Consider the following 24626-nt stretch of genomic DNA (forward strand, 5'->3'; position numbering starts at 1 on the left):
TATTTCGTAAATTAAAGTCAAGCTTTTCTTTACAAAATCTGAGAAAATTTATCTTTGCTTTTATTTCAATTGCCATTGTATTGGCACTCTCAAAATTAGTGCTACGTGGCTCTGGTTTATTTCCCAAACCGCCATTGTTTAATATTATCTTATTATTCTGTCTAATTATTATTTTAAATAGTTCAAAAAAAATTTTTTATTTTGTACTATTACCCTTTATTCTTATCTATGCTTTATACACACCTGTTGGATTAAATTTTGGCAAACCAACCTATGCTTATATTGCATCCCTTTTCGCTACTGATATTTCGGAAAGCAAGGAATTCTTATTAAGTATACCTTATAAAAGCTATTTATATGCGATCGCTATTCCTATATTGCTTTTACTCTTTAGATATATCAGCCAAAAATTCCATATTGCATTACATAAAAATAAATTATTCTTATCCTGCTTAACGATTACAATGTTATTTAACACTCCTGTATTTGATTTTTTCAGAGTAACGAATACGGAATATCAAAAAGTAAAAGTTGAACTAGATAGATTAAATAATATTGGTATTAAAAATGAATGGGGTGAAACAAAATTAACCAATAAATCAAAATATGATGATTATGTACTGATTATAGGAGAAAGTGCAAGAAAGGATTATCATTATGTTTATGGTTATCCAATTAATAATACACCATTTATATCCAGTTCAAAAGCGGTTATTGTAGATGGGTTTGAGCCCGCGGGCTTAAATACTGTTCCTTCACTCAAAAGAATCTTGACCAATTCAAATAAAAAAACTGGTGATGAAAACTATAATTTAAATCTTATTGATCTAATTAATTCAGCAGGAATTGACACTTATTGGATATCAAACCAGGGAGGATTAGGTAGATTTGATACGCCCATTTCTGCTATTGGAAAAAGAAGTCACCATCAAAAATTCCTAAAAAATGGCCAATATTCGGATAAAAACACAAGTGATTTTCTATTATTACCAGAATTACAAAAAGTACTTAACCAATCAGAAAAACAAAAACGTTTTATAGTATTACACCTATATGGTTCACACGTTAATGCTTGTGATAGAATAAAAGACTATAAGAAACTATTTAATGATAATGAAATAGATAAAAAATATGGATATCTTAATTGTTATATTTCGTCTATTAAAAAAACCGATGAATTTATAAAATTAATTTATAACAAACTCACTGAAAATGGAAAACAAACAGGTAGAAAATTCTCTATGATCTATTTTTCTGATCACGGACTTTCCCATAAAAAAGAACAATCTGGAATAATAGTAATGAGTAATGCGAACCTAGAACCCCATCACTACGAAATCCCTTTATTCAAACTTTCGTCAGATGACGTGGAACAGACTTACATTAAAGCCTACAAATCGCCATTAAATTTTACCAATGGCATTGCAAATTGGATCGGCATTTCTAATGCAAAACTTGATCCAAATTACGATCTATTTTCAGATAAAGCCGATAAAAGAGATGATGCTTTAATGAAAAAATTGCATCCTTTAAAAGGCGGCAATGATATTTCCGCTATTGATATTACGAAACCGTTACAAGTAGAAATCAAATAAACCAATGCCTAGAAAAGTCAATGTTTTTCTAGGCATTCCATTTTATCCCAAATGCGTTTCTTCGCTTATACCCCGAACTGTTCACGATATGCTCGCATTGCAGGCAAATACTGGCGATATTCTGGATCATTTTCAATAAACATCATCAAATCATCTAAATCCACTATCGATAACACATCACATTGATAATCTCGTTCTACTTCTTGAATCGCCGACAATTCGCCTTTGCCTTTTTCCTTACGGTTTAATGCAATCACCACCGCACTTAAACTTGCCCCGTTAGCCGCAATAATATCCATGGCCTCTCGAATGGCGGTTCCTGCTGTAATGACATCATCTACCAACAACACTTTGCCTTGTAATGGGGAGCCGATTAGATTTCCGCCCTCGCCGTGATCTTTAGCCTCTTTACGGTTAAAGCACACCGGTTTATCTAAGCCGAATTGATTAAATAACGCCACCGAAACCGTTGTACCAATGGGAATGCCTTTGTACGCAGGGCCGAAAATCACATCATAAGTTAAGCCACTTGCCACAATGGCTTTGGCGTAGAATTCACCTAATTTGGCGAGATCGGCTCCCGTATTAAATAAACCTGCATTAAAAAAATATGGGCTTTTTCTGCCGGATTTTAAGGTAAATTCACCGAAACGTAACACATTGCGACTTAAAGCAAATTGGATAAATTGTTGTTTGTAATCTTGCATAATATTCTTCTCAAAATTTCACATCTAAGCTCCCTCTCTCTCTGGGAGAGGGTTGGGGTGAGGGTAAAATTTAATCTGAACCCAACCCTCACCCTAGCCCTCTCCCAAAGGGAGAGGGGATTTTCATTTAATTTGCTAATGCTGCTCTTTGTGCCACAAAAATCTGTTCACAACCTTGTTTGGCTAAATCCAACAACGTCAACAGTTCGTCGTGGGAAAATGGCTCACCTTCTGCCGTGCCTTGCACTTCTATCATTCGTCCATCTTCCATCATCACCACATTCATGTCCGTTTCCGCATTAGAATCTTCCACATATTCTAAATCACATACGGCGTCACCGTTCACAATGCCAACGGAAATGGCAGAGACTAACCCTATGATTGGATTGGTTTTTAACACGCCCTTGGCAATCAATCCATTCACCGCATCAATTAATGCCACACAAGCCCCTGTAATCGAGGCGGTACGTGTGCCGCCGTCGGCTTGAATCACATCACAATCTAACGTAATCGTCCGCTCACCTAATGCTGTTAAATCGATCACCGCACGCAATGACCGAGCAATTAAACGCTGAATTTCCATAGTACGGCCACTTTGCTTGCCTTTGGCAGACTCACGTTGCATACGGCTATGGGTAGAACGAGGTAGCATGCCGTATTCCGCCGTCACCCAACCTTGGCCTTGGCCTTTTAAAAAACGAGGGACGGATTCATCTACACTGGCAGTACAAATGACTTTGGTTTCACCAAATTCCACCAGCACCGATCCTTCGGCGTGTTTGGTGTAATGGCGAGTCATTTTAATGGGGCGTGGGGCGTGATTGGCTCGGTTATCTGGACGCATAATAAATTCCTTATTCAAAAAAAGTGCGGTTATTTTAGCACGCAAAATGACAGAAACGAAATTTAACGTTAGAATAAGGACGGTAAATAGATATCACAAAGGATAAAAATATGATTTACAGCATGACCGCTTTCGCCCGAATTGAAATCAAAAAAGACTGGGGCGACGCTGTGTGGGAAATCCGCTCGGTGAACCAACGTTATTTAGAAAATTTCTTCCGTTTGCCTGAACAATTTCGGGGCTTAGAAAACACCTTGCGTGAAAAACTTCGCCAAAATCTCACCCGTGGCAAAATTGAATGTAGTTTGCGAATTGATAGCAAAAAACAAACGGCCACCAGCCTAAACTTAAATCAAGCCTTAGCGGAACAAGTGATTCAATCCTTGAAATGGATTAAAACTCAAGCGGGTGAGGGCGAAATTAATTTGACCGACGTGTTGCGTTATCCCGGTGTGGTCGAAACGCCTGAGCAAGATGTGGATGTGATTAGCCAAGATTTATTAGCGGGTTTTGATCAATTATTGCAAGACTTTATTGCCATGCGTGGTCGTGAGGGCGATAAACTTAAAGAGGTGATTGAGCAACGTTTACAAGCCATTGGCGTGGAGGCCGATAAAGTGCGGTCAAAAATGCCGGAGATTTTGCAATGGCAACGAGATCGCTTATTGCAACGTTTTGAGGAAATCCAGTTACAACCCGACCCAACGCGTTTAGAACAAGAAATGATCCTGTTGGCACAACGTGTGGATGTGGCGGAAGAGTTGGATCGCTTGCAAATGCACATCAAAGAAACCCATTCAATTTTGAAAAAAGGCGGGGCAGTCGGGCGTAAATTAGATTTTATGATGCAAGAACTGAACCGTGAATCCAACACGCTCGCATCTAAATCTATTAATGCGGAAACCACGGCGTCAGCGGTGGAACTCAAAGTGTTAATTGAACAAATGCGTGAACAAATTCAAAATTTGGAATAGGGGGACGTTATGGCTGTTATTTTGCTTGAACCTTATCGTCTGCTGGATATTACTGGCGTAGACGCAGAAAAATATTTACAAGGGCAACTTACCTGTGATGTCAGCAAATTAGCCGTTGGTGATAGCACCATCACCGCACATTGCGATCCCAAAGGGAAAATCATGTCGGTGTTCCGTTTAATTCGGGTGGCAGAGACACAATTTTATGCTGTTATGCACCATTCTTTGGTGGAAATTGGCCTTGCACAATTAAAAAAATATGCGGTATTTTCTAAAGTCACCTTTACCATAGTAAAGGCCGAGATTATCGGCTTAATTAACGAAGATAAGGACATTTCAGCACAAATTAGCGTCGCCTTTGCCAACCGGAAAATGTTCATTAATCCTGCAAGTGCGGTGCAAATTAATGCCGATTTTACCCAATGGCAACTCGCCGATATTCAACAAGGCTATCCCATGCTCACCGACAAAACCCAAGGGGAATTTATTCCGCAAGCGGTGAATTTACAAGCCTTGGAACAAACAATCTCGTTCCAAAAAGGCTGTTATATTGGTCAAGAAACCATTGCTCGTGCCAAATATCGGGGGGCTAATAAACGGGCTATGTTTGCCTTTAAAGCCGATACGGATTTCACGCCTGAAATCGGTGGTGAAATTGAAATGCAACTGGAAAGTGGCTGGCGAGCCACTGGCACCATTTTAAGTGCGGTGAATATTGACGGCGTTTTATGGTTGCAAGTGGTGTTGAATAATGATATTACGCCTGAACAAGTGTTTCGTTTGCCGAACTCGGAAGTACGTTTGCAATTACAGGCGTTGCCTTATGAACTAAATTAAGACCGTTTTATCTCCCAAAAAAAGCACGCAATAGATATCATTGCGTGCTTTTTTGTTATGGAGAAAGCTCAATATTTGAGCGATTGAATTATATCGAATTGTGCAAAAAAAAAACAATGGTAGTATTCTTTTTATTCAATCATAAAAAAGGAAAATCCTATGTTAAATAAATCTAAAGTTATCATTTCTGGCCTGCTTGCAATGGGGGTTATTCATCCAAGTTATGCAGAATCCGCATCTTATTCTGATGTCATTGATTGTGCTAAAGAGGGTAATTTGCTCTGTCAAACTGCGGTTGGTAAGGCTTACGAAGAAGGAAATGGAGTAAAACAAGACTATGTGAAAGCAAAAGAATGGTATCTCAAATCAGCAAAGAAAGGAGAGAATATTGCCCAATACCGATTAGGAGGCCTTTATTTTACGGGGCGTGGAGTAAAGCTAGATAATGTTAAAGCGAGTGAATGGTTTATTAAATCTGCCAATCAGGGGAATATTAATGCTGCATTTAGTCTAGCATCAATGTACTATTCAGGTAAAGGAGTAAAACAAAATACAACCAAAGCAAAAGAATGGCTTACAAAAGCTTGCCAAGGTGGAAACGATGTCTCTTGCCAGATCTTAAAGGAAAAATTCTAATTAATAAACTATATAAGGAGTTTTTATGTTAACTATCTTGGAGTTTATAGTAATATTCTTGGGTGTTTGTTGGTACGCTGAGGTCCCCCCTTTTTCCAACCGGGTTAAAAAGAAAGAAATTAATAATAATCCAGAAATAGAGAAAAATGAGAAATATAGGGTGATTATTCCTGTTGTGCTTATTTTCCTATTTACTGTCATACAGCTATGTATCATTACTTATATAGAAGAATTTTGTCCCACAAATAGCGTATTGGTATGCTTGTCAGCATGTTTATTGCTAATATTGATGGCAAATGTCATTTTGATTTTTCATGTTTATATGAAAAGCCGACAAAAGTATGCTGATTGGTACAAAATTAACATTATTTTAGCTATGATACAATGTGCCATTTCAATGATTATTAGTAATTTAGATTTCGTCAGAATGGAAACGATATTGGTATCGACTTTAGCCTATATTTTTATTCCTGGGTTTATCTTTTTTGAATTACAAAAAGATAAAAATAAAACAGAGAATACAAAAAATACTGAGAATACTGAGAATACTGAGAATACTGAGAATACTGAGAATACTGAGAATACTGAAAAAATATCTCATTAATTCTAAAAAAAGTGCGGTGTTTTTCACCGCACTTTTTTCCTATTTTGCTTTACGCTGACTAAACAACCATTCCTTAATAGCATCAATATTATACGCCACTTGCCACGTTCCCATATGAGCTGCCCCTTTGCTTTGTGAGTTTTGCTCCATTGGCAAGGTGCCACCAGTGAAACTGGCGTAATGAATATTGCCACCTTGGGCAAGCAACGCATTTACTTTTTCATTTAATTCCGTCACGGGGGCTTGTGCATTCCAACCGTGGCTTTCTTTCACCGTTGCCCCATTTTCTGCCAACACTTTCATGATTTCATTTTCCGTTGGAAAGGCTTTGGCATCATTTTCTGACACTAACACAAAAATATTATTTTTCGCCATAGGTGCGGTAACACTCGGTTCCCACTGCCCTGCCACAATATAACTCGCTGCAAAGAAATCAGGGTGTTTGATGTTCATGGCAATAGACATCATGGCACCACCAGATTGCCCTGTGGTGTAAAGGCGGTTTGGGTCGATATTGTATTGTTTTACCAAGGATTTAATTAAATTAATCGTTGGTTCAAGATCGGCAGGATCTTCTGATTTATCATTCACAATGGCGTGATCAAATTGCGGTGCTAACACAAAAGCAGGATGTTTTGCTTGCCATTCTGGACCAGCAAAAGAAGTGGCACCATTGCCTTGTAATAAAGTATGTTTCACATTGCTGTTAGTTGAACCGGCATCATGAATAAACATGACCAACGGATAGGATTTGTTCGGATCATAATTTTTCGGTACAAATAAATTATATTTCACCACCACACCGCTTTCATCTTTAAATTCCGCTTGTTGGAAATCGTCCACCACTTGATTAATCACTTTGCTACTGGTGAATTCGCTCGGTTTTACTTGACCAGATTGACTGGTTAATGAATTGACTTGTTTCACGGTTAAGCTGATGTGACGTTCGGTGTAAGGGGCGGAGCGATCATTGCCTAATTTTTCCGTCGTGGCCGCATCGGTATCTTGTGGATCCAGCTCTAATACAAGCTGATTGACACATTTGGCGTCATTTAACGTTACGCCAGTAATGGTTCGGTTTTCAACAGAAAAATCCGTTTTTTGCACCGCAGTTAGGCAGGTGTTTTCTGGATAATTCACCACGGCTTGGGTGACTCGTTGACCTAAACCATTGGGTGTTGTGACGGCTGTTACGCTTTCAATTTGGGCATAAGCGGTGCTTGCCATGGCACAAGTAAGGCCAGTTAAGATTAATTTTTTCATTTGCTTTCCTATTTGGTTAAATTTAAACGTTTTAACGCATCCATTGCCGGTTGCGAAACATGATCGCCACGAGCGGCGGATTTTTTATACCATTGTACGGCAGTAGTAAGATCTTTTTCGACGCCAATGCCGTTTTCATACAGATAACCGAGCCAATATTGAGAAGTAATATCACCACGATTGGCGGCGGTGGTAAAGGCAGCAAAGGCTTTACTTGGCGATTTGGTGACGCCCTCGCCATTGAGATACATCAAGCCGATATAGCGGGAGGCTTTCATATCGCCTTGTTCCGTGGCTTGTTGTAATAAAGGCATGGCTTGGGTGTAAGATTGTTGTTTGTAGAGTTCTACGCCTTGTAACATAATCGCACGAGCTTGTTGTTGCTCGGGTGTGTGCTGATTTGTTGTAGATGTGGCACTGCTACAAGCTGCCAGTAAAAAGGGTAAAATCAGATAACTGTATTTTTTCATTGTAAGATTGACTCAAAAGTTAAATTATGGATTTAACTAAGACGTTTAATTTAATCAAAAGTTCTATGATTATTTCACGATCTTGAATTGAATTACACCGCACTTTCTTGTACAATGTTTTTCCGTCCTGATACAGCGTATCGCATTTATTTTTCACTATCAAAACAAGATCTCACTTATGACAACCAATTATATTTTCGTAACAGGCGGTGTGGTTTCATCGTTAGGTAAAGGCATTGCAGCAGCGTCCTTGGCTGCCCTTTTAGAAGCTCGTGGCTTAAATGTCACCATTATGAAACTTGATCCTTATATTAATGTTGACCCCGGTACCATGTCGCCAACCCAACATGGCGAAGTGTTTGTGACCCAAGACGGTGCAGAAACCGATTTAGATTTAGGTCACTACGAACGTTTTATTCGTACCAAAATGACCAAACGCAACAATTTCACCACCGGTAAAATTTATTCCGAAGTATTACGCAAAGAGCGTCGTGGTGATTATTTGGGTGCGACAATTCAGGTGATTCCACATATTACCAATGAAATCAAAGCACGTGTGATTGACGGTGCAGCAGGTCATGATGTGGCGATTATTGAAGTGGGCGGCACCGTGGGGGATATTGAATCGCTGCCATTCTTGGAATCTTTACGTCAGCTTGCGGCACAAGTGGGGCGTGAACGCACCATGTTTATGCACTTAACCCTAGTGCCTTACATTCCAACTGCCGGCGAAGTGAAAACCAAACCGACCCAACATTCGGTGAAAGAATTATTGTCTATCGGGATTCAGCCTGATGTGTTAATTTGCCGTTCAGACCGCATGGTACCAAGTAATGAGCGAGCGAAAATTGCCTTGTTCTGTAATGTGCCAGAAAAAGCGGTGATTTCCCTAAAAGATGTGGATTCTATCTATCAAATTCCAGCCTTATTGCAATCACAAGGGCTAGATAATTTTGTGTGCCAACGTTTCCATTTAGATTGCAAACCGGCGGATCTTTCCGAATGGGAGCAAGTGTTATATCGTCAAGCCAATCCAACCGGCGAAGTGACTATCGGTATGGTCGGCAAATATGTCGAATTGCCTGATGCCTATAAATCAGTGAACGAGGCCTTAAAACATGCCGGCTTAACCAATCGCTTAACGGTGCATATTAAATATATCGACTCGCAAGATGTGGAAACCAAAGGCGTTGAGATTTTAAAAGGCGTGGACGGTATTTTAGTGCCAGGTGGCTTTGGTTATCGTGGGGTTGAGGGCAAAATTCTCACCGCACAATATGCTCGAGAAAATAATATTCCTTACTTAGGCATTTGCTTAGGTATGCAAGTGGCCTTGATTGAATACGCTCGTCATGTGGCAGGGTTAACGCAAGCAAACTCGTCTGAATTTGATAAAGCCTGCCCACAACCTGTGGTCGGTTTAATCACCGAATGGCAAGATGCCACAGGCCAAGTGGAAACTCGCACCGATAAATCCGATTTAGGTGGCACCATGCGTTTGGGTGCACAACAATGTCATCTCGTGGATGGCTCGAAAGCACGTGAACTGTATGGTAAAGAAACCATTGAAGAACGTCACCGTCACCGTTATGAAGTGAACAATACCTTGTTGCCACAAATTGAGCAAGCCGGCTTAAAAGTCACTGGATTAAGTGCGGATAAAAAATTAGTGGAAATTATTGAAGTACCAAATCACCCTTGGTTTGTGGCTTGTCAATTCCACCCTGAATTTACGTCAACACCAAGGGACGGACACCCATTATTTGCTGGATTTGTCAAAGCAGCGAAAGAAAATCAGGGCAAATAAGAGCAAAACCCGATGTTAGATCAAAATATGGTGATTTTTTACAAGACAAAAGGCACAAAGATCTATACCATATCGGGATAGTTTTAAAACACGAATTTTAGATTAACTTAAATAGAAGGAAAACAAAAAATGGCAAAAATCGTTAAAGTCATCGGCCGTGAAATCATTGACTCACGTGGTAACCCAACCGTTGAAGCAGAAGTGCATTTAGAAGGCGGTTATGTTGGTTTAGCAGCAGCCCCATCAGGTGCATCAACAGGTTCTCGTGAGGCATTAGAATTACGTGATGGTGATAAAGCACGTTTCTTAGGTAAAGGTGTATTAAAAGCCGTTTCTGCAGTAAACAACGAAATCGCCAAAGCGGTTGTGGGTAAAGATGCGTTAAACCAAGCTGAAATCGACCAAATCATGATCGACTTAGATGGCACAGAAAACAAATCAAAATTCGGTGCAAACGCTATTTTAGCGGTATCTTTAGCCAATGCTAAAGCGGCAGCCGCAGCGAAAGGTTTACCACTTTACGCTCACATTGCTGAATTAAACGGCACTCCAGGTCAATACTCTATGCCATTACCAATGATGAACATCATCAACGGTGGTGAACACGCTGATAACAACGTTGATATCCAAGAATTTATGATTCAACCAGTGGGTGCTAAAACCTTACGTGAAGCGTTACGTATCGGTGCCGAAGTGTTCCACAACCTTGCGAAAGTATTAAAAGGCAAAGGTTTAAGCACCGCAGTGGGTGACGAGGGTGGTTTTGCACCTAACTTAGAATCTAACGCTGCTGCATTGGCTTGTATCAAAGAAGCCGTTGAAAAAGCCGGTTATGTGTTAGGTAAAGATGTCACTTTAGCTATGGACTGTGCGTCTTCTGAGTTCTACAACAAAGACAATGGTTTATACGAAATGAAAGGTGAGGGTAAAACCTTTACTTCTCAAGAATTTACACACTATCTTGAAAACTTAACTAAAGAATACCCAATCGTATCTATCGAAGATGGTCAAGATGAATCTGACTGGGAAGGTTTCGCCTACCAAACTAAAGTATTGGGCGACCGTGTTCAATTAGTGGGTGATGACTTGTTCGTAACCAACACCAAAATCTTAAAAGAAGGTATCGAAAAAGGTATCGCAAACTCTATCTTAATCAAATTCAACCAAATCGGTTCATTAACTGAAACCTTGGCGGCGATTAAAATGGCAAAAGATGCAGGTTACACCGCAGTTATCTCTCACCGTTCAGGCGAAACTGAAGATGCAACGATTGCAGATTTAGCAGTAGGTACTGCAGCAGGTCAAATTAAAACAGGTTCTATGAGCCGTTCAGACCGTATTGCGAAATACAACCAATTAATCCGTATTGAAGAAGCATTAGGCGACAAAGCTCCGTTCTTAGGCTTAAAAGCGGTGAAAGGTCAAGCGTAATCTGAGTTGAATTAGATTAAAAACTTATCTAATGTATTCCCACCGCACTTACATAAGTGCGGTGTTTTTCTATATAAATTAAATTTATTCCAATAATATTATATGACAATCAATCAATCAACAAGGATTGAAACACTAGATTATATAAAGGCAATAGGTATTTTCTTAGTTATTCTTGGGCATTCCATTCCTATCATTAAAGACTCAACTTATCTAGGAAAAATACTAGTCCAAAATATATATTCATTTCATATGCCATTATTTTTTATATTAAGCGGAATTATCCTTGAACATAAAAACAATATACTAAATAAAACCACTAAAATAAGAAAAATAATATACACTTATCTAATCCCCTATCTATCTTGGAGCATAATTTATATTCTGTTACTTGTTTATTATACACCTAATAATTGGGAGGAAATCATTACAGAAAGAAGTATTGCAACTATTACTGGAAGAGGCATAGCACCATTATGGTTTCTTTTCACATTGGCTATTTCTGAAATTATCTTTCTCCTACTCCTAAGATTCAAAGAATATAAGAAAACTAAAAATGAAACATTCTTTGTTTATTTTATCTTAATAACAATATTAACAACTATTTTTCTTTACAATATTAAGATGCAAACTAATATCTTATTTTTCAAATATCTATATATATCAGCATATAGAATTATCCCAGCATTATTTTTTATTTCATTAGGATATATAAGTTATCCTATCATATTATCAAAAACAAAGAATCTTAATAAATTAGTTCTTGCAATTATGTTAGCTTTCATCACATTTGGTATAAATAACTACACCAAAAATAGCGTAAACCTCCATTTAATGGGATTAGGCCACTCGCCGTATATATTTTTTATGACAGGCATCCTTGGTTCATTATCCGTTATCCTATTTTGTACCGTTTTACCTAATAATCTTAGCCTACTATCAAGTATAGGTAAACATAGTTTTACTATAATGGTGTTACACTATCCCCCGTTCAAAATCATTTATTTTGTATCTCTTTCATTCGGCAATATAGATAACAGTCATAGTAAATCTTGGCTTGTAAGTCTATTTACTCTAGTTGTATGTTATATACTTTCAATCACCCTCCTAAAATATATTAGGAAATATACTAAAATTAATTCCATAAATTTACTATAACCATTTTAACTCCGGTAGAATTACATAGCGGCATTAACAACATTATGTTATATTAGTCAATGAAGTAATACCTCTATAATTTTTTGATTAGACATGACAACAAATATTCAACTCACCGAACCATGGCTTTCTTGGGCTATCGAAATTCAAAGTATTGCACAAAATGGGTTGGCCTATTCTAAAAATATTTTTGATATTGAACGCTATCAACGCTTACGTGATATTTCAGCCGAAATGTTAAGCCATAAAACCCAGATCCCCACTGACAAGATCAAAAAATTATTCTGCCAAGAAGAAGGCTATCAAACGCCAAAAATAGATACACGAGCAGCCATTTTCAAAGATGATAAAATCCTATTAGTACAAGAAAATGATCACCTTTGGAATTTACCCGGTGGTTGGGTGGATGTGCAACAAACCATTTATCGCAATACCATAAAAGAAGTCAAAGAAGAAGCAGGACTAACGGTTGAGCCTCGTCTTATTATTGCAATTCACGAACAACACAAACGCAACAATCCCCCTTTTGCTCACCGAGTCTTAAAAACCTTTGTGATGTGTGATTTGTTGGGGGGAGAATTTCAGCCGAATAGCGAAACCATTCAGTCTGGCTACTTTAGTTTAGAAGAACTTGAACATCTTAATGTAAATGATGAAAAAAATACCAAAGCACAAATGCAATTATGTTTTCAAGCATATCATAGTCCACATTGGATAACACAATTTGATTAAGGAATAAAAATGTTACATTTAGTATTAGAAGATAAACACCTGATTGGTCAGAAAAAACATTTTGGAGCCCATTCCACGGTGCATGATCATTTGGTGGTAATGTTTGAAGATGACGGTGAAACCGGTTATTTTTATGCCATGGATTTAACCAACAAAGAGCAACCGATTGTAGATAGTTTATATGTTTACGGCGTGGATAGCATTGAGGGACGGCACGAGGCTCGCCAATTTCAAATTTGTTGGTCGGAAGATGGCAATCAAGCCTTTTTACTCGTGAATGGTTATCCCCATGCGAGCTTTGATTACACCCGATTAGTCGGTTACAATCACAGCAAATTCCCGATGCCTGAAATCACCAGTATGTGGTCGCATGAAGAAATTACGGATAAATTAGTGGCAGAATGGTTAAAGGTTTAATTCCAATTTGAGCGTTATATATTGATAAAACCGATTAGAATAATTTATGTAATCAGGTTGCTTATTAAGCGATTTTTAGCCAGAATGACCCGATTATTCCCCCTTAGAAAATGAAAGGAAAGCACTTATGACAAAACATTATGATTATTTAGCTATCGGTGGCGGTAGTGGCGGTATTGCATCCATTAACCGTGCAGCCAGTTATGGTAAAAAATGTGCCATTATTGAGGCAAAACACTTAGGCGGTACTTGCGTGAATGTGGGTTGTGTGCCGAAGAAAGTCATGTTCTATGGTGCACAAGTGGCCGAGGCGATTAATCATTATGCCCCAGATTATGGCTTTGATGTCAGCGTCAATAAATTCGATTTTTCAAAATTAGTGGAAAGCCGTCAAGCCTATATTGGACGTATTCACACATCTTATGGCAATGTATTAGGTAAAAATAATGTGGATGTGTTAAACGGTTTTGCGAAATTTGTTGACGCAAACACCATTGAAGTGAGCTATGCTGACGGTTCAACAGAACAAGTGACGGCGGATCATATTTTAATTGCCACCGGCGGTCGTCCGAGTATTCCTAAAGTGAAAGGGGCGGAATACGGCATAACGTCTGACGGCGTCTTTGCATTGAACGAATTACCAAAATCTGTTGCCATTGTGGGAGCGGGTTATATTGCCGTTGAGTTGGCTGGCGTCTTTAACAGCTTTGGTGTCGAAAGCCATTTATTTGTGCGTCAACATGCACCGTTGCGTAATCAAGATCCCTTAATCGTGGATACCTTATTAGAAGTATTAGCACAAGACGGTATTCAATTACATACCCAAGCCACTCCAGAAGAAGTAGTGAAAAATGCGGATGGGACATTAACTTTAAAACTTAAAGACGGACGTGAAACCACGGTAGAAAGTCTAGTGTGGGCAATCGGTCGTGAGCCTGCCACAGATGTGATTAATCTTCAAGCCACTGGTGTTGCCACCAATGAACGTGGGTTTATCAAAGTGGATAAATTCCAAAATACCAATGTACCTAACATCTATGCTGTCGGTGATATTATTGAGGGCGGTATCGAATTAACCCCAGTGGCCGTAGCGGCAGGTCGCCGTTTGTCCGAACGTTTATTCAACAACAAACCGAACGAGCATTTAGATTATAATTTAGTGCCAACGGTGGTATTCAGCCATCCGCCTATCGGCACCATTGGCTTAACCGAGCCACAAGCTATCGCTCAATACGGCGAAGAAAATGTGAAAGTTTATAAATCATCTTTCACCGCAATGTACACTGCTGTCACCCAACATCGTCAACCTTGCCGCATGAAATTAGTCTGTGTGGGCAAAGATGAAAAAGTGGTGGGTTTACACGGTATTGGTTTTGGTGTCGATGAAATGATTCAAGGTTTTGCAGTCGCCATTAAAATGGGTGCAACCAAAGCAGACTTTGATAACACCGTCGCCATTCATCCGACAGGTTCCGAAGAATTTGTCACCATGCGTTAATTGATATAAGAAGGAATTTATTATGTTTACAGATTGGAAAGCCCATACTTCCCATGTGAAAAAATCTTTTGGTGAATTAGGTAAAAAACAACCGAAAATGTTACAAGCCTATGCGGCATTAGGTGCAGCAGCGGCGGAGGGTAATGTATTAGATGCGAAAACCAGAGAGTTAATCGCCTTAGCAGTTGCGGTGACCACGCGTTGTGAAAGCTGTATTTCAGTGCATGCGGCTGATGCTGTAAAAGCAGGAGCAACGGAAGAAGAAGTTTCTGCAGCGTTAGCCATGGCCATTGCCTTAAATGCCGGTGCGGCTTATACCTATTCGTTACGTGCTTTAGAGGCCTTTAACGAGCAGAAATAGCGCCAAAAAAAATAAAAAATGCACCTTGATTTTATGTTAAGGTGCATTTGTTTTTTATTGCCATTGCGTTTGAATAAACGGAATAATCTCTCGTAAACAATCCGAAATCGGAATCACCGTCAAATTCTTTTCTACCTCTTTTCTAAACGGTGGACAAAAAGCAATATGGCGTTCTGCTTGATTAATCGGTCGCCAACGGCGTGGAATGGCGGATAAACGGCTTGGATAAAATCCAACGGTTGGAATATTCAACGCCCCACAAATATGCAACGGCCCCGTGGAACCCGCTATAAATAAATCGGCACAAGCTAAAGAATAAGTGAAATCTTCTAGACCATTATTTTTATCATAAATAACCACATGATCATCATTGACCATGCGGGCCAGCTGGTGCGCTTTTTCACTTTCATTTGGGCCTGCGGTTAACACAATATGGCAATCAAACTCGGCTAAAATGCCCTTGATTAACGCCTCATACTGATTCAACGATAAACTGTTTGCCGATCCCCCCGTGCCACTATGCACAAATAGCCATTTTTTATTGAGGTCGAGATTGAATTGTCTGCTTAATAAAAGTCGCTGATTTTGCACCGCAGTTTGATCTAAGGTTAAATAAGGCCGTTGAGGCTCGATTGGGGAAAGGTGATGATCGACCAAAAATTGGCGAGCCAAATCCAAATTATATTCAAACTCGGCCTTTTCCGAACGGGAACGACGTTGGGTAAGGCGATGATTATACAAAAATTGAAATAACTTGGTGGCGGGCGCAAGGCGATATTTAATGCAAGATTGCCAAGTGAGTTTGGCGTTATACCAGTCTGATACAAAACTAATCACCGCATTAAATTTGGCAGCCTTAATTTGATTCAAAGTGCGGTGAAAATCGGCAGCGTTTTTTTTATTTTGACTGTCAATGATAACGTCATCAATATAAGGACAAAGTTCCGCTAACGGAGCGGTGTAATGTGGGACTAAAGCGGTAATTTTGATACGAGGATCAGATTGTTTGATTAACGCTAACGCAGGGAAAATCAGCATAAAATCACCAATTTTATCATTACGAATGACAAGTAAATTTTGCATAAGGCTTTCCTAAAAAATTGTTTGGGTCATTATAACCCTAAATAAAGCAGCAAGCCACAGCGTGGCGTAATGTGCTTAACCCCGTATGCAAGTACGGGGGACTACCGTCTCTGTATTTTTCCTTGCTTTTTTGCTAAAAAAATGTATAATCCTTGGGCTTTTTGTCTATATATACAGAGAAAAAAGTAAGTATTCCGTGCCTTCGATACGGAATTTCTTTTATTATTAAACATTAGAGGAAGGTTATGGTAACCATTCGTTTATCTCGTGGCGGAGCTAAAAAACGCCCATTTTATCAAATCGTTGTCGCTGACAGCCGTTCACCACGTGACGGTCGTTTTATTGAGCGTGTAGGCTTTTTCAACCCATTAGCAACTGGTAACGCTGAACGTTTACGTTTAGATTTAGACCGTGTTAATGCGTGGTTAGAAAAAGGTGCAAGCCTGTCTGATCGTGTTTCTTCTTTAGTAAAAGAAGCACAAAAAGCAGCGTAATTAAACGATTTGAGTATAGGTGATAAATATGACACAACACAATGAACAACGTATTGAAGTAGTCGGAAAACTCGGCTCGACTTACGGTATTCGTGGTTGGTTGCGTATTTATTCCTCCACCGAATCCGCTGAAAACATTTTTAGCTATCAACCTTGGTATTTAAAAATCAAGGGGCAATGGCAACCCACCGAATTAGAAAGTTGGAAACATCATAATCATGAATTGATCGTGAAATTGAAAAATATTGACGATCGAGAAATAGCACAAACCTTGGCGAATGTGGAAATTGGCGTAGATTTGTCGGTTTTTCCTGAATTGGGCGACGGCGATTATTATTGGCACGATTTGATCGGTTGCCAAGTGGTCAATTTACAAGGTTACGCCATGGGGACCGTGACAGAAATGATGGAGACCGGTTCTAATGATGTGTTGGTGGTCCGAGCGAATAGCAAAGATGCGTTCGGCAAACAAGAACGGTTAATCCCGTTTTTGTATGAACAAGTAGTTAAAAGAGTCGATCTCACCACAAAGACGATTGAAGTGGATTGGGACGCAGGTTTCTAATCTCAGGTATGCTGTGGCGCTTTTAAGTAGTAACTCTCGGGGAAATTTATGTTTATAGGGATCGTCACCCTGTTTCCCGACATGTTTAAAGCAATTACAGAATTTGGGGTAACAGGCCGAGCAGTCAAACAACATTTACTGGATGTGCAATGTGTGAATCCAAGGGATTTTACTTGGGATAAGCACCATACCGTAGACGACCGCCCTTATGGCGGTGGGCCGGGTATGTTGATGATGGTGCAGCCTTTACGGGATGCCATTCATCAAGCCAAACAACAGGCGAAAGCACATCACAAGAGCGGTCACAAGGCAAAAGTGATTTACTTGTCACCGCAAGGACGTAAATTGGATCAAGCTGGCGTAAAAGAACTGGCACAAAATGAACAACTCATTTTAGTGTGTGGTCGTTACGAGGGCATTGATGAACGATTGATTCAAACCGAAATTGATGAAGAATGGTCAATCGGCGATTATGTTCTGACTGGCGGGGAATTGCCTGCAATGACATTAATTGATGCCGTTGCAAGATTTATTCCCGGGGTATTAGGCAAACAAGCCTCCGCAGAGGAAGATTCCTTTGCCACAGGGTTATTGGATTGCCCACATTATACTCGGCCAGAGGTGTTAGACGGGCTTACTGTACCACCCATACTGATGTCGGGTCACCACGAAGAAATTCGCAAATGGCGATTGAAACAATCCCTTGAGCGAACGTGGTTAAGACGCCCTGAGCTACTGGAAAAACTAGCTCTGACTGACGAACAAAAAAAATTGCTCGCTCAAATTAAAAAAGAGCAGGCTTAATCAGTTAATTCTAGTATTAAAAAAGGTTTAAAAAATGAGCAACATCATTAAACAACTTGAAGATGAACAATTAAAACAAAACATCCCTAGCTTCCGTCCCGGTGACACATTAGAAGTGAAAGTATGGGTTGTTGAAGGTTCTAAAAAACGTTTGCAAGCATTCGAAGGCGTGGTTATTGCAATTCGTAACCGTGGCTTGCACAGTGCATTTACCTTACGTAAAGTATCAAACGGTACTGGCGTTGAACGTGTTTTCCAAACTCACTCACCAGCGATTGACAGCATTGCTGTGAAACGTAAAGGTGCGGTACGTAAAGCGAAACTTTACTACTTACGTGAACGTTCAGGTAAATCTGCACGTATTAAAGAACGTTTGGGTGCTTAATTGTAGAATTATTGTACGGCAAATAGCAAAAAAAGGCTTGGTTTTTCCAAGCTTTTTTGCTTTATTTGACTGCCTATTCCCCACTTTGTTTTTATTCTGTTAAAAATTTAGACAAATAGCATATAAATCTTTTAACTAGATCACATTTTTGATATTTATTTTTGAAATTCCTTAATCTTCGGCATATTATACGCACGGATTTTATTTTAATAACAATTATAACAAGACCAAGGAGTACATATGTCTTCAAATCAACCGTCTACAAAATGGACGAAATTTAACATCGCTTGGATGATTAACTTATTTGGTACCGCTGTGGGTGCGGGCGTATTATTTTTACCGATTAATGCGGGTCGTGCCGGTTTCTGGCCATTAGTGATTATGGCCATTTTAGTCGGACCAATGACCTATTTGGCACACCGTGGTTTATCTCGTTTTGTTTTGTCGTCTTCTAAACCGGGGAGCGACATTACCGAAGTCGTAGAAGAACACTTTGGTAAAACCGCAGGAAAATTAATTACCTTATTATATTTCTTTGCCATTTTCCCGATTTTATTAATTTATGGTAACGGTATTACCAACACGGTGGATTCCTTTATCGTCCACCAATTAGGCATGGCATCGCCAAACCGTGCATTACTTTCTTTCGTGTTAATCGCCGTGTTAATTTCAGTGATGTTAATGAATGAACGTGTGATGTTAAAATTGACTGAATGGTTAGTGTATCCATTAGTCTTTATTCTTTTCGCCTTGTCTATTTATCTGATTCCTGAATGGAACGGTTCCATGTTGCAAGAAATGCCAACCGCAAGTAGCTTTATTACCACACTTTGGATCACTATTCCGGTATTGGTTTTCTCCTTTAACCATTCTCCTGCGATTTCTGCTTTCTCGCAATCACAACAACGTGAATACCAAGATCCGATTTTAGCCGAGAAATACGCAAGCAAAACCCTAAAAGGTACATCCACTATGTTATTACTCTTTGTGATGTTCTTTGTGTTTAGCTGTGTTCTTACTTTAACCCCTGAAGAATTAGCCTTGGCGAAAGAACAAAATATCAGTATTTTATCTTTCTTGGCAAACAAATTTGATAATCCATATATCTCTTATTTTGGTCCATTAGTGGCTTTCCTTGCCATTACTAGTTCATTCTTTGGTCATTATTTAGGTGCGAGAGAAGGCTTAGAAGGGCTTTACATTAAAATGACCGACAATAAACAAATTAATCGTAAAAAACTCAATTATGGCACTGCGGTATTTTTCTTGTTAACCCTTTGGGGCGTTGCCGTCATTAACCCAAGTATTTTAGGCCTAATTGAATCTTTAGGTGGTCCAATTATTGCGATGATCCTGTTCATTATGCCGATGTATGCAATTCGCAAAGTGCCAGCAATGCAACGTTATCAAGGTCAATTAAGTAATATCTTTGTCACCGTGATGGGATTAATTGCCATTTCTGCGGTTGTCTATGGACTATTTTAGAATTTAAGCTAAAATGCCACTCTTTTTTGTATAATCAAATTCCCTTTTTCATGGTATGAGAAAGGGAATACTCTATAAGAAGTATAATATGATTAGCGTATTTGATATGTTTAAAGTGGGCATTGGTCCGTCTAGCTCACACACTGTTGGACCAATGAAAGCAGGAAAGCAATTTGTAGATGATTTGCTTTCCCAACAATTATTTGAACAAGTGGGCAAAATTCACGTTGATGTGTATGGTTCGTTGTCTATGACAGGTCGAGGCCATAATACAGATACGGCGATTATTATGGGATTAGCCGGTTATTTGCCAGATGATGTGGATATTGAGTTAATTCCTCGATTTGTGGCCGAATTAAAGAAAACCGCCCTCTTACCGATTGCACAAGGCCAAAAAAAGGTGATCTTTAATTTTGATGAAAATATGATGTTTCATCAAACCTTTTTGTCATTACACGAAAATGGCATGAAAATCACCGCACTTGATGAACAAAACAAGGTGATCTACCAAAAAACCTACTATTCTATTGGCGGTGGATTTATTGTGGATGAAGAACATTTTGGGCAAGAAGAAAAGCGGGACATTGAAATTCCGTTTCCTTACCAAAATTCGGTGGATATTTTAAAACATTGCAAAGAAAATGGTTTAGCGTTCTCCACCGTTGCCATGGAAAATGAAATTGCCTTGAACGGCAAAACGGCGACCGAACAACACCTACTCCGAGTATGGAACACCATGCAAGCCTGTATTGAGCGTGGATTACATACTGAGGGCATTTTACCAGGACCATTAAAAGTGCCAAGACGTGCTGCAACTTTGTACCGTATGTTACAAGCCAACACGAACTTATCCAATGATCCAATGCGTGTGATTGACTGGGTGAATATGTATGCGTTAGCCGTGAATGAAGAAAATGCAGCTGGCGGTCGTGTGGTGACAGCGCCAACCAATGGGGCTTGTGGCATTATTCCGGCGGTATTATCTTATTATGAGAAATTTATTTCTCCGATTAGCCAAGAAATTATCGAACGCTATTTACTGGCCTGTGGCATGATTGGTTCATTATACAAAATGAATGCCTCTATCTCTGGGGCGGAAGTTGGTTGCCAAGGTGAGGTGGGCGTCGCTTGTTCTATGGCTGCAGCTGGATTAGCGGAAATTCTAGGCGGTAGCCCTGAACAAGTCTGTATTGCCGCTGAAATTGCTATGGAGCATAATTTAGGTTTAACCTGTGACCCTGTGGGTGGGCAAGTGCAAGTGCCTTGTATTGAACGTAATGCCATCGCATCTGTGAAAGCAATTAATGCGAGCCGTATGGCCTTACGCCGTACCACTAACCCACGAGTCACCTTAGACAAAGTGATTGAAACTATGTATGAAACGGGCAAGGACATGAATTCCAAATACCGTGAAACATCACAAGGTGGCTTGGCGATTAAAGTGGTTTGTGATTAAAGAAATGAGTAACTTCTAAAAGAGAAGATACTCATCTTCTCTTTTTTGTTTTAAAATAACCGCACTTTTATATTGAGATATAAGGAAAATAAATGGTTTCGGAACGCTTTTATTTAAAAATGGAAGAACATTTTTTATATGTTCCCTATTACGATCATCACCGCCGTGTGCGAGTGTTACTACCAAAAGGCTATCACAAAGATCAATGGCAGCATTATCCTGTGGTATATATGCACGACGGCCAAAATGTATTTTATAGCAAAGAATCGTATTCTGGCTATTCTTGGAAAATTATTCCGACCATCAAAAAACATAAAGAATTTCCCAAATTAATCATTGTTGGCATCGACAACGCCGGTTCAGACAGATTAGATGAATATTCCCCTTGGCAAGCCAGCGTTGGTTTTACCGAACAAGCTCGTCAAACGGGGGGAAAAGGCGCTGAATATGGAGATTGGGTGGTAAATACTGTCAAACCTTTTATTGATCAACATTATCGTACCAAGCCCGAACGTGAACATACCTTATTGGCAGGCAGTTCCATGGGGGGGATTATTACCGCTTATATGGGTTCCGCTTATCCACATATTTTCGGCCACTTAGGCGTGTTTTCCTTGGCCTCGTGGTTTTGTGAGGTGGATTTTCTGCATTTCACCCATCACAATCCGATTGATCGTGCTAGCCGTGTGTTTATTCAGGTGGGGACCAATGAGGGCGACGACGCTGATGCGCAATATATTTCCAATATGAGCCAATCCTATATTGATTGCACCTTGCGTTATTATCAATCCTTAATCAGAACTGGCCACCCTGTCGATAATCTCTGTTTACGTATCATGGCGAATGAGATCCACCATGAAAAACATTGGGCGGATCATTTTGTCGAATTTTTACAATTTTCGTTAACCTAATCGCAAAAAACTGCGGTGAAAATCACCGCAGTTTTGCGCTTTTGGATTTGCTTTAGGATTAAATAATCCCTTGTTCTTCTAGCTTACCTAAGAAGAATGGCATTTGCACTCGCCACCAAGGCCAGTCATGATCCACATCACCGCCCCAGAAGTCGAACCAAGCCTGAATGCCGTTGTTTTCAAACACCTGCTGTAAACGTTTAGAATCCGCAATATGCTGTTCTTCCCATGCGCCTTGCCCCACGGCCACTAAATAGTGGTTTTGGCGGTAACGCTCAAGGAACCATTCATCATGTTGATTAGACACATAATCAATCGGCGAATTGAAATACACCGCTTGATCATTGCCAAAATCACCAGTAAAGAAACGGGCATCATATACGCCACTTAAGGCAATGGCCGTATCAAATAAATCAGGGTGACGTAAGGCAAAGTTAATGGTATGGAAAGCGCCCATACTGCAACCCGTGGCAATCATGGTGCCATTCCATTGGGATTCGTGACGAATTAACGGCACTAATTCATGTACAATATAACGATCGTAAGCATTATGCGCTAACGCCATATCATGCCCGCTTTTCCATGTGGCCAACCAAGATTCACTATCATAGGAATCTGGCGTATAGAATTTAATTAAGCCACGCTCAATAAATGAACGGCAAGCATCAATCATGCCAAAATTGCCGTATTCATTTTGGTTACCACCAGAGGACGGGAACACAATCACGGGTTTGCCCGCATGCCCATACACATTAAAGTGCATTTCACGGCCTAATTCCCCACTCCACTGACTTCTTCTCTCAAAGTGCATATTGTTATTCCTGTCTTATTGTTTTTGATGTGCAAATTGCACGATTTCACGCATTTTTTCAATGCTGTCGGCACGGGCTAAAATACCATGTTCGCCCATGATTTTGGCAAAGACACCGGGTACAGTTTGCACGCTAATAATATTTTGCGCAAATTTTTCGCACACTTGTTCAATGCTGTGCGCATAGTTTTGGTTCGCTTTGCGTGAAATATAGACTACATTCCAAGGGTGAGTAATGTGGCTATGGAATTTATTTTCTTTCACCACGTTGGCATATTCGGCGAACACATCAAAATCATTGGCGTAATTCCACATGTCAATGGTTAATCCACCCGGTGGGCGACAGTTGATTTCTAATGGTAAGAATTCACCGGTTTTTTTAGTGCGGAAAAATTCAAAGTGGAAGAAACGTTCACGCACACCGAAAGCCTCAACGCATTGTTTGCCTAAGGCAATTAATTCTGGAGCAATCTCACGTGGCACATAGTAGAACATGTCACCATCTTTTTCGACCGTGTCTAACACCGCCTCAGAATATTCCAAGCTCGCATAGAACACGATATTTCCCTCGTGATCGGTTAATCCATCAAAGGTCACAATGTCGCCATCAATGAATTCTTCCATAATATATTCAACATGCGAATTTTTGTAACCAAAAAATGCCTCTAATTCCTCCGCACTTTTGATTTTATAGGTATCACTCGCCCCGACACCAGAGTTCGGTTTGATAATCACTGGGAATTTCAGTTTCTTAGCGAGTTTGCGGGCCTCATCATCGTCATGGAACACTTGTCCTTTCGCCACTTTTAGCCCTGTTTTACGGAACACTTCTTTCATTTGTGCTTTGGTTTTAATGGCAAGCATATCGTCATTTTTATAACCAAACACATTAAAATCGGTACGCAATTTGGCATCCAATTCTAGCCAATATTCATTGTGGGATTCAACCCGATCAATGCGACCATATTTATGCGCAAAATGGCCAACGGCACGATACACTTGATCGTAATCTTCCATATTATCCACACGATAATATTCGGTTAACGAATTACGTAAATTTTCGCTCAGTTGTTCATAAGGGGTATCTGCGATCCCTAAGGTATTAATCCCTTTTTCTTTCATTCGCACCGCAAAGGTTTCGAAGTTAGTGGGAAAATGGGGAGAAATCATGACAAAATTAAGTGGTCTTGACATCGTGGGGTTTCCTCTCAGTTATCTATTTTTATGGGTTAACGGGAATTCTAAGCGAGTTTTGTTTATTTTGCCAATACATTTCGATGAAATCGGCTAAAAAATAG

The 24626-nt window shown here is 39.7% G+C and carries 26 protein-coding genes; 19 read left to right on the plus strand and 7 right to left on the minus strand.

Going from position 1 to position 24626, the window contains the following annotated elements:
* Window positions 1–80 precede the first annotated feature (80 nt).
* The gene (locus tag ACTG7L_RS07910; protein WP_439328103.1) at window positions 81–1595 is read left to right on the plus strand and encodes a phosphoethanolamine transferase; all 1515 of its coding nucleotides are present in this window, start codon (window positions 81–83) and stop codon (window positions 1593–1595) included.
* Between the two features lie 65 nt (window positions 1596–1660).
* On the opposite strand, the gene pyrE is transcribed toward ACTG7L_RS07910, so the two are convergent.
* Together pyrE and rph are read right to left on the minus strand one after the other, a co-directional pair.
* The gene (pyrE, locus tag ACTG7L_RS07915) at window positions 1661–2302 is read right to left on the minus strand and encodes an orotate phosphoribosyltransferase (protein ID WP_439328104.1); all 642 of its coding nucleotides are present in this window, start codon (window positions 2300–2302) and stop codon (window positions 1661–1663) included.
* Window positions 2303–2429: 127 nt separating this feature from the next.
* Window positions 2430–3146, minus strand: coding sequence for a ribonuclease PH (rph, locus tag ACTG7L_RS07920; RefSeq protein ID WP_439328105.1), 717 nt, complete (start codon window positions 3144–3146; stop codon window positions 2430–2432).
* 110 nt (window positions 3147–3256) lie between these two features.
* On the opposite strand from rph, the gene ACTG7L_RS07925 reads away from it, so the two are divergent.
* The 4 genes from ACTG7L_RS07925 to ACTG7L_RS07940 all read left to right on the plus strand — a co-directional run bounded on the left by ACTG7L_RS07925 (window position 3257) and on the right by ACTG7L_RS07940 (window position 6197).
* Window positions 3257–4120: a YicC/YloC family endoribonuclease gene (locus tag ACTG7L_RS07925; protein WP_439328106.1), complete on the plus strand. Its 864-nt coding sequence runs from the start codon at window positions 3257–3259 to the stop codon at window positions 4118–4120.
* Window positions 4121–4129: 9 nt separating this feature from the next.
* Complete coding sequence (ygfZ, locus tag ACTG7L_RS07930) at window positions 4130–4957, plus strand: CAF17-like 4Fe-4S cluster assembly/insertion protein YgfZ (protein ID WP_439328107.1); 828 nt, start codon at window positions 4130–4132, stop codon at window positions 4955–4957.
* A 159-nt stretch (window positions 4958–5116) separates the two neighbouring features.
* The gene (locus ACTG7L_RS07935) at window positions 5117–5593 is read left to right on the plus strand and encodes a tetratricopeptide repeat protein (RefSeq protein ID WP_439256950.1); all 477 of its coding nucleotides are present in this window, start codon (window positions 5117–5119) and stop codon (window positions 5591–5593) included.
* 25 nt (window positions 5594–5618) lie between these two features.
* A complete protein-coding gene (locus ACTG7L_RS07940; protein ID WP_439256951.1) occupies window positions 5619–6197 on the plus strand; it encodes a hypothetical protein in 579 nt (192 codons plus the stop codon).
* A gap of 39 nt (window positions 6198–6236) precedes the next feature.
* Here ACTG7L_RS07940 and ACTG7L_RS07945 read toward each other — a convergent pair whose 3' ends face one another.
* On the minus strand, window positions 6237–7460 hold the full coding sequence (locus tag ACTG7L_RS07945) for a prolyl oligopeptidase family serine peptidase (protein ID WP_439328108.1): 1224 nt from the start codon (window positions 7458–7460) through the stop codon (window positions 6237–6239).
* Between the two features lie 8 nt (window positions 7461–7468).
* Entirely contained in the window at window positions 7469–7930 is a 462-nt protein-coding gene (locus ACTG7L_RS07950) for a tetratricopeptide repeat protein (RefSeq protein WP_439328109.1), read from the minus strand.
* A gap of 178 nt (window positions 7931–8108) precedes the next feature.
* On the opposite strand from ACTG7L_RS07950, the gene pyrG reads away from it, so the two are divergent.
* From pyrG to ACTG7L_RS07985, 7 genes are all read left to right on the plus strand, one after another.
* Window positions 8109–9737, plus strand: a complete 1629-nt coding sequence (gene pyrG / locus ACTG7L_RS07955; protein WP_439256954.1) for a glutamine hydrolyzing CTP synthase — start codon at window positions 8109–8111, stop codon at window positions 9735–9737.
* Window positions 9738–9866: 129 nt separating this feature from the next.
* Window positions 9867–11168, plus strand: coding sequence for a phosphopyruvate hydratase (gene eno, locus ACTG7L_RS07960; protein ID WP_439328110.1), 1302 nt, complete (start codon window positions 9867–9869; stop codon window positions 11166–11168).
* 102 nt (window positions 11169–11270) lie between these two features.
* Window positions 11271–12326, plus strand: a complete 1056-nt coding sequence (locus ACTG7L_RS07965; protein WP_439328111.1) for an acyltransferase family protein — start codon at window positions 11271–11273, stop codon at window positions 12324–12326.
* A 93-nt stretch (window positions 12327–12419) separates the two neighbouring features.
* Window positions 12420–13058, plus strand: a complete 639-nt coding sequence (locus tag ACTG7L_RS07970; RefSeq protein WP_439328112.1) for an NUDIX hydrolase N-terminal domain-containing protein — start codon at window positions 12420–12422, stop codon at window positions 13056–13058.
* Window positions 13059–13067: 9 nt separating this feature from the next.
* The gene (locus tag ACTG7L_RS07975; protein WP_439242784.1) at window positions 13068–13475 is read left to right on the plus strand and encodes a DUF2251 domain-containing protein; all 408 of its coding nucleotides are present in this window, start codon (window positions 13068–13070) and stop codon (window positions 13473–13475) included.
* 127 nt (window positions 13476–13602) lie between these two features.
* Window positions 13603–14973: a glutathione-disulfide reductase gene (gorA, locus tag ACTG7L_RS07980; protein WP_439328113.1), complete on the plus strand. Its 1371-nt coding sequence runs from the start codon at window positions 13603–13605 to the stop codon at window positions 14971–14973.
* A 22-nt stretch (window positions 14974–14995) separates the two neighbouring features.
* Entirely contained in the window at window positions 14996–15334 is a 339-nt protein-coding gene (locus ACTG7L_RS07985; RefSeq protein WP_439242780.1) for a carboxymuconolactone decarboxylase family protein, read from the plus strand.
* Window positions 15335–15388: 54 nt separating this feature from the next.
* Here the strand turns inward: ACTG7L_RS07985 and ACTG7L_RS07990 are convergent, their stop codons facing one another.
* On the minus strand, window positions 15389–16417 hold the full coding sequence (locus ACTG7L_RS07990) for a glycosyltransferase family 9 protein (RefSeq protein WP_439328114.1): 1029 nt from the start codon (window positions 16415–16417) through the stop codon (window positions 15389–15391).
* Window positions 16418–16662: 245 nt separating this feature from the next.
* Here ACTG7L_RS07990 and rpsP point away from each other — a divergent pair, with 245 nt between their 5' ends.
* The 7 genes from rpsP to ACTG7L_RS08025 all read left to right on the plus strand — a co-directional run bounded on the left by rpsP (window position 16663) and on the right by ACTG7L_RS08025 (window position 22517).
* Window positions 16663–16911 carry a 30S ribosomal protein S16 gene (gene rpsP, locus ACTG7L_RS07995; RefSeq protein ID WP_439239524.1) on the plus strand — a complete coding sequence of 83 codons (249 nt, stop codon included), beginning with the start codon at window positions 16663–16665 and terminating at the stop codon, window positions 16909–16911.
* Window positions 16912–16939: 28 nt separating this feature from the next.
* Window positions 16940–17476 (plus strand): ribosome maturation factor RimM, encoded by a 537-nt coding sequence (gene rimM / locus ACTG7L_RS08000; RefSeq protein ID WP_439328115.1) that lies wholly within the window; start codon window positions 16940–16942, stop codon window positions 17474–17476.
* A 48-nt stretch (window positions 17477–17524) separates the two neighbouring features.
* On the plus strand, window positions 17525–18280 hold the full coding sequence (gene trmD, locus ACTG7L_RS08005; RefSeq protein WP_439239526.1) for a tRNA (guanosine(37)-N1)-methyltransferase TrmD: 756 nt from the start codon (window positions 17525–17527) through the stop codon (window positions 18278–18280).
* A gap of 34 nt (window positions 18281–18314) precedes the next feature.
* Window positions 18315–18665: a 50S ribosomal protein L19 gene (gene rplS / locus ACTG7L_RS08010; RefSeq protein ID WP_386692374.1), complete on the plus strand. Its 351-nt coding sequence runs from the start codon at window positions 18315–18317 to the stop codon at window positions 18663–18665.
* A 240-nt stretch (window positions 18666–18905) separates the two neighbouring features.
* Complete coding sequence (locus tag ACTG7L_RS08015) at window positions 18906–20150, plus strand: HAAAP family serine/threonine permease (RefSeq protein WP_439328116.1); 1245 nt, start codon at window positions 18906–18908, stop codon at window positions 20148–20150.
* A gap of 88 nt (window positions 20151–20238) precedes the next feature.
* Window positions 20239–21606: an L-serine ammonia-lyase gene (locus ACTG7L_RS08020; protein WP_439328117.1), complete on the plus strand. Its 1368-nt coding sequence runs from the start codon at window positions 20239–20241 to the stop codon at window positions 21604–21606.
* Between the two features lie 92 nt (window positions 21607–21698).
* The gene (locus ACTG7L_RS08025) at window positions 21699–22517 is read left to right on the plus strand and encodes an alpha/beta hydrolase (RefSeq protein ID WP_439328118.1); all 819 of its coding nucleotides are present in this window, start codon (window positions 21699–21701) and stop codon (window positions 22515–22517) included.
* A 58-nt stretch (window positions 22518–22575) separates the two neighbouring features.
* Here ACTG7L_RS08025 and ACTG7L_RS08030 read toward each other — a convergent pair whose 3' ends face one another.
* Both ACTG7L_RS08030 and ACTG7L_RS08035 read right to left on the minus strand, forming a co-directional pair.
* The gene (locus ACTG7L_RS08030; RefSeq protein ID WP_439328119.1) at window positions 22576–23328 is read right to left on the minus strand and encodes an esterase family protein; all 753 of its coding nucleotides are present in this window, start codon (window positions 23326–23328) and stop codon (window positions 22576–22578) included.
* Window positions 23329–23343: 15 nt separating this feature from the next.
* Entirely contained in the window at window positions 23344–24522 is a 1179-nt protein-coding gene (locus ACTG7L_RS08035) for an ATP-grasp domain-containing protein (RefSeq protein WP_439242764.1), read from the minus strand.
* Window positions 24523–24626: the final 104 nt, after the last annotated feature.

Origin of the sequence: Lonepinella sp. BR2357, assembly GCF_051851525.1 — a bacterium.
Lineage (GTDB): Bacteria > Pseudomonadota > Gammaproteobacteria > Enterobacterales > Pasteurellaceae > Lonepinella.

Bases quoted from the DNA above. Each gene is read 5' to 3' on its own strand.
- ACTG7L_RS07925 (WP_439328106.1), top strand. From the start codon at position 3,257: ATGATTTACAGCATGACCGCTTTCGCCCGAATTGAAATCAAAAAAGAC.
- trmD (WP_439239526.1), top strand. From the start codon at position 17,525: ATGTTTATAGGGATCGTCACCCTGTTTCCCGACATGTTTAAAGCAATT.
- rplS (WP_386692374.1), top strand. From the start codon at position 18,315: ATGAGCAACATCATTAAACAACTTGAAGATGAACAATTAAAACAAAAC.
- ACTG7L_RS07970 (WP_439328112.1), top strand. From the start codon at position 12,420: ATGACAACAAATATTCAACTCACCGAACCATGGCTTTCTTGGGCTATC.
- ACTG7L_RS07985 (WP_439242780.1), top strand. From the start codon at position 14,996: ATGTTTACAGATTGGAAAGCCCATACTTCCCATGTGAAAAAATCTTTT.
- ACTG7L_RS07975 (WP_439242784.1), top strand. From the start codon at position 13,068: ATGTTACATTTAGTATTAGAAGATAAACACCTGATTGGTCAGAAAAAA.
- gorA (WP_439328113.1), top strand. From the start codon at position 13,603: ATGACAAAACATTATGATTATTTAGCTATCGGTGGCGGTAGTGGCGGT.
- rph (WP_439328105.1), bottom strand. From the start codon at position 3,146: ATGCGTCCAGATAACCGAGCCAATCACGCCCCACGCCCCATTAAAATG.
- ACTG7L_RS07935 (WP_439256950.1), top strand. From the start codon at position 5,117: ATGTTAAATAAATCTAAAGTTATCATTTCTGGCCTGCTTGCAATGGGG.
- ACTG7L_RS08020 (WP_439328117.1), top strand. From the start codon at position 20,239: ATGATTAGCGTATTTGATATGTTTAAAGTGGGCATTGGTCCGTCTAGC.
- ygfZ (WP_439328107.1), top strand. From the start codon at position 4,130: ATGGCTGTTATTTTGCTTGAACCTTATCGTCTGCTGGATATTACTGGC.
- ACTG7L_RS08035 (WP_439242764.1), bottom strand. From the start codon at position 24,522: ATGTCAAGACCACTTAATTTTGTCATGATTTCTCCCCATTTTCCCACT.
- ACTG7L_RS07950 (WP_439328109.1), bottom strand. From the start codon at position 7,930: ATGAAAAAATACAGTTATCTGATTTTACCCTTTTTACTGGCAGCTTGT.
- ACTG7L_RS07990 (WP_439328114.1), bottom strand. From the start codon at position 16,417: ATGCAAAATTTACTTGTCATTCGTAATGATAAAATTGGTGATTTTATG.
- ACTG7L_RS08025 (WP_439328118.1), top strand. From the start codon at position 21,699: ATGGTTTCGGAACGCTTTTATTTAAAAATGGAAGAACATTTTTTATAT.
- pyrE (WP_439328104.1), bottom strand. From the start codon at position 2,302: ATGCAAGATTACAAACAACAATTTATCCAATTTGCTTTAAGTCGCAAT.
- ACTG7L_RS08015 (WP_439328116.1), top strand. From the start codon at position 18,906: ATGTCTTCAAATCAACCGTCTACAAAATGGACGAAATTTAACATCGCT.
- ACTG7L_RS08030 (WP_439328119.1), bottom strand. From the start codon at position 23,328: ATGCACTTTGAGAGAAGAAGTCAGTGGAGTGGGGAATTAGGCCGTGAA.
- ACTG7L_RS07940 (WP_439256951.1), top strand. From the start codon at position 5,619: ATGTTAACTATCTTGGAGTTTATAGTAATATTCTTGGGTGTTTGTTGG.
- rpsP (WP_439239524.1), top strand. From the start codon at position 16,663: ATGGTAACCATTCGTTTATCTCGTGGCGGAGCTAAAAAACGCCCATTT.
- ACTG7L_RS07965 (WP_439328111.1), top strand. From the start codon at position 11,271: ATGACAATCAATCAATCAACAAGGATTGAAACACTAGATTATATAAAG.
- ACTG7L_RS07945 (WP_439328108.1), bottom strand. From the start codon at position 7,460: ATGAAAAAATTAATCTTAACTGGCCTTACTTGTGCCATGGCAAGCACC.
- eno (WP_439328110.1), top strand. From the start codon at position 9,867: ATGGCAAAAATCGTTAAAGTCATCGGCCGTGAAATCATTGACTCACGT.
- pyrG (WP_439256954.1), top strand. From the start codon at position 8,109: ATGACAACCAATTATATTTTCGTAACAGGCGGTGTGGTTTCATCGTTA.
- rimM (WP_439328115.1), top strand. From the start codon at position 16,940: ATGACACAACACAATGAACAACGTATTGAAGTAGTCGGAAAACTCGGC.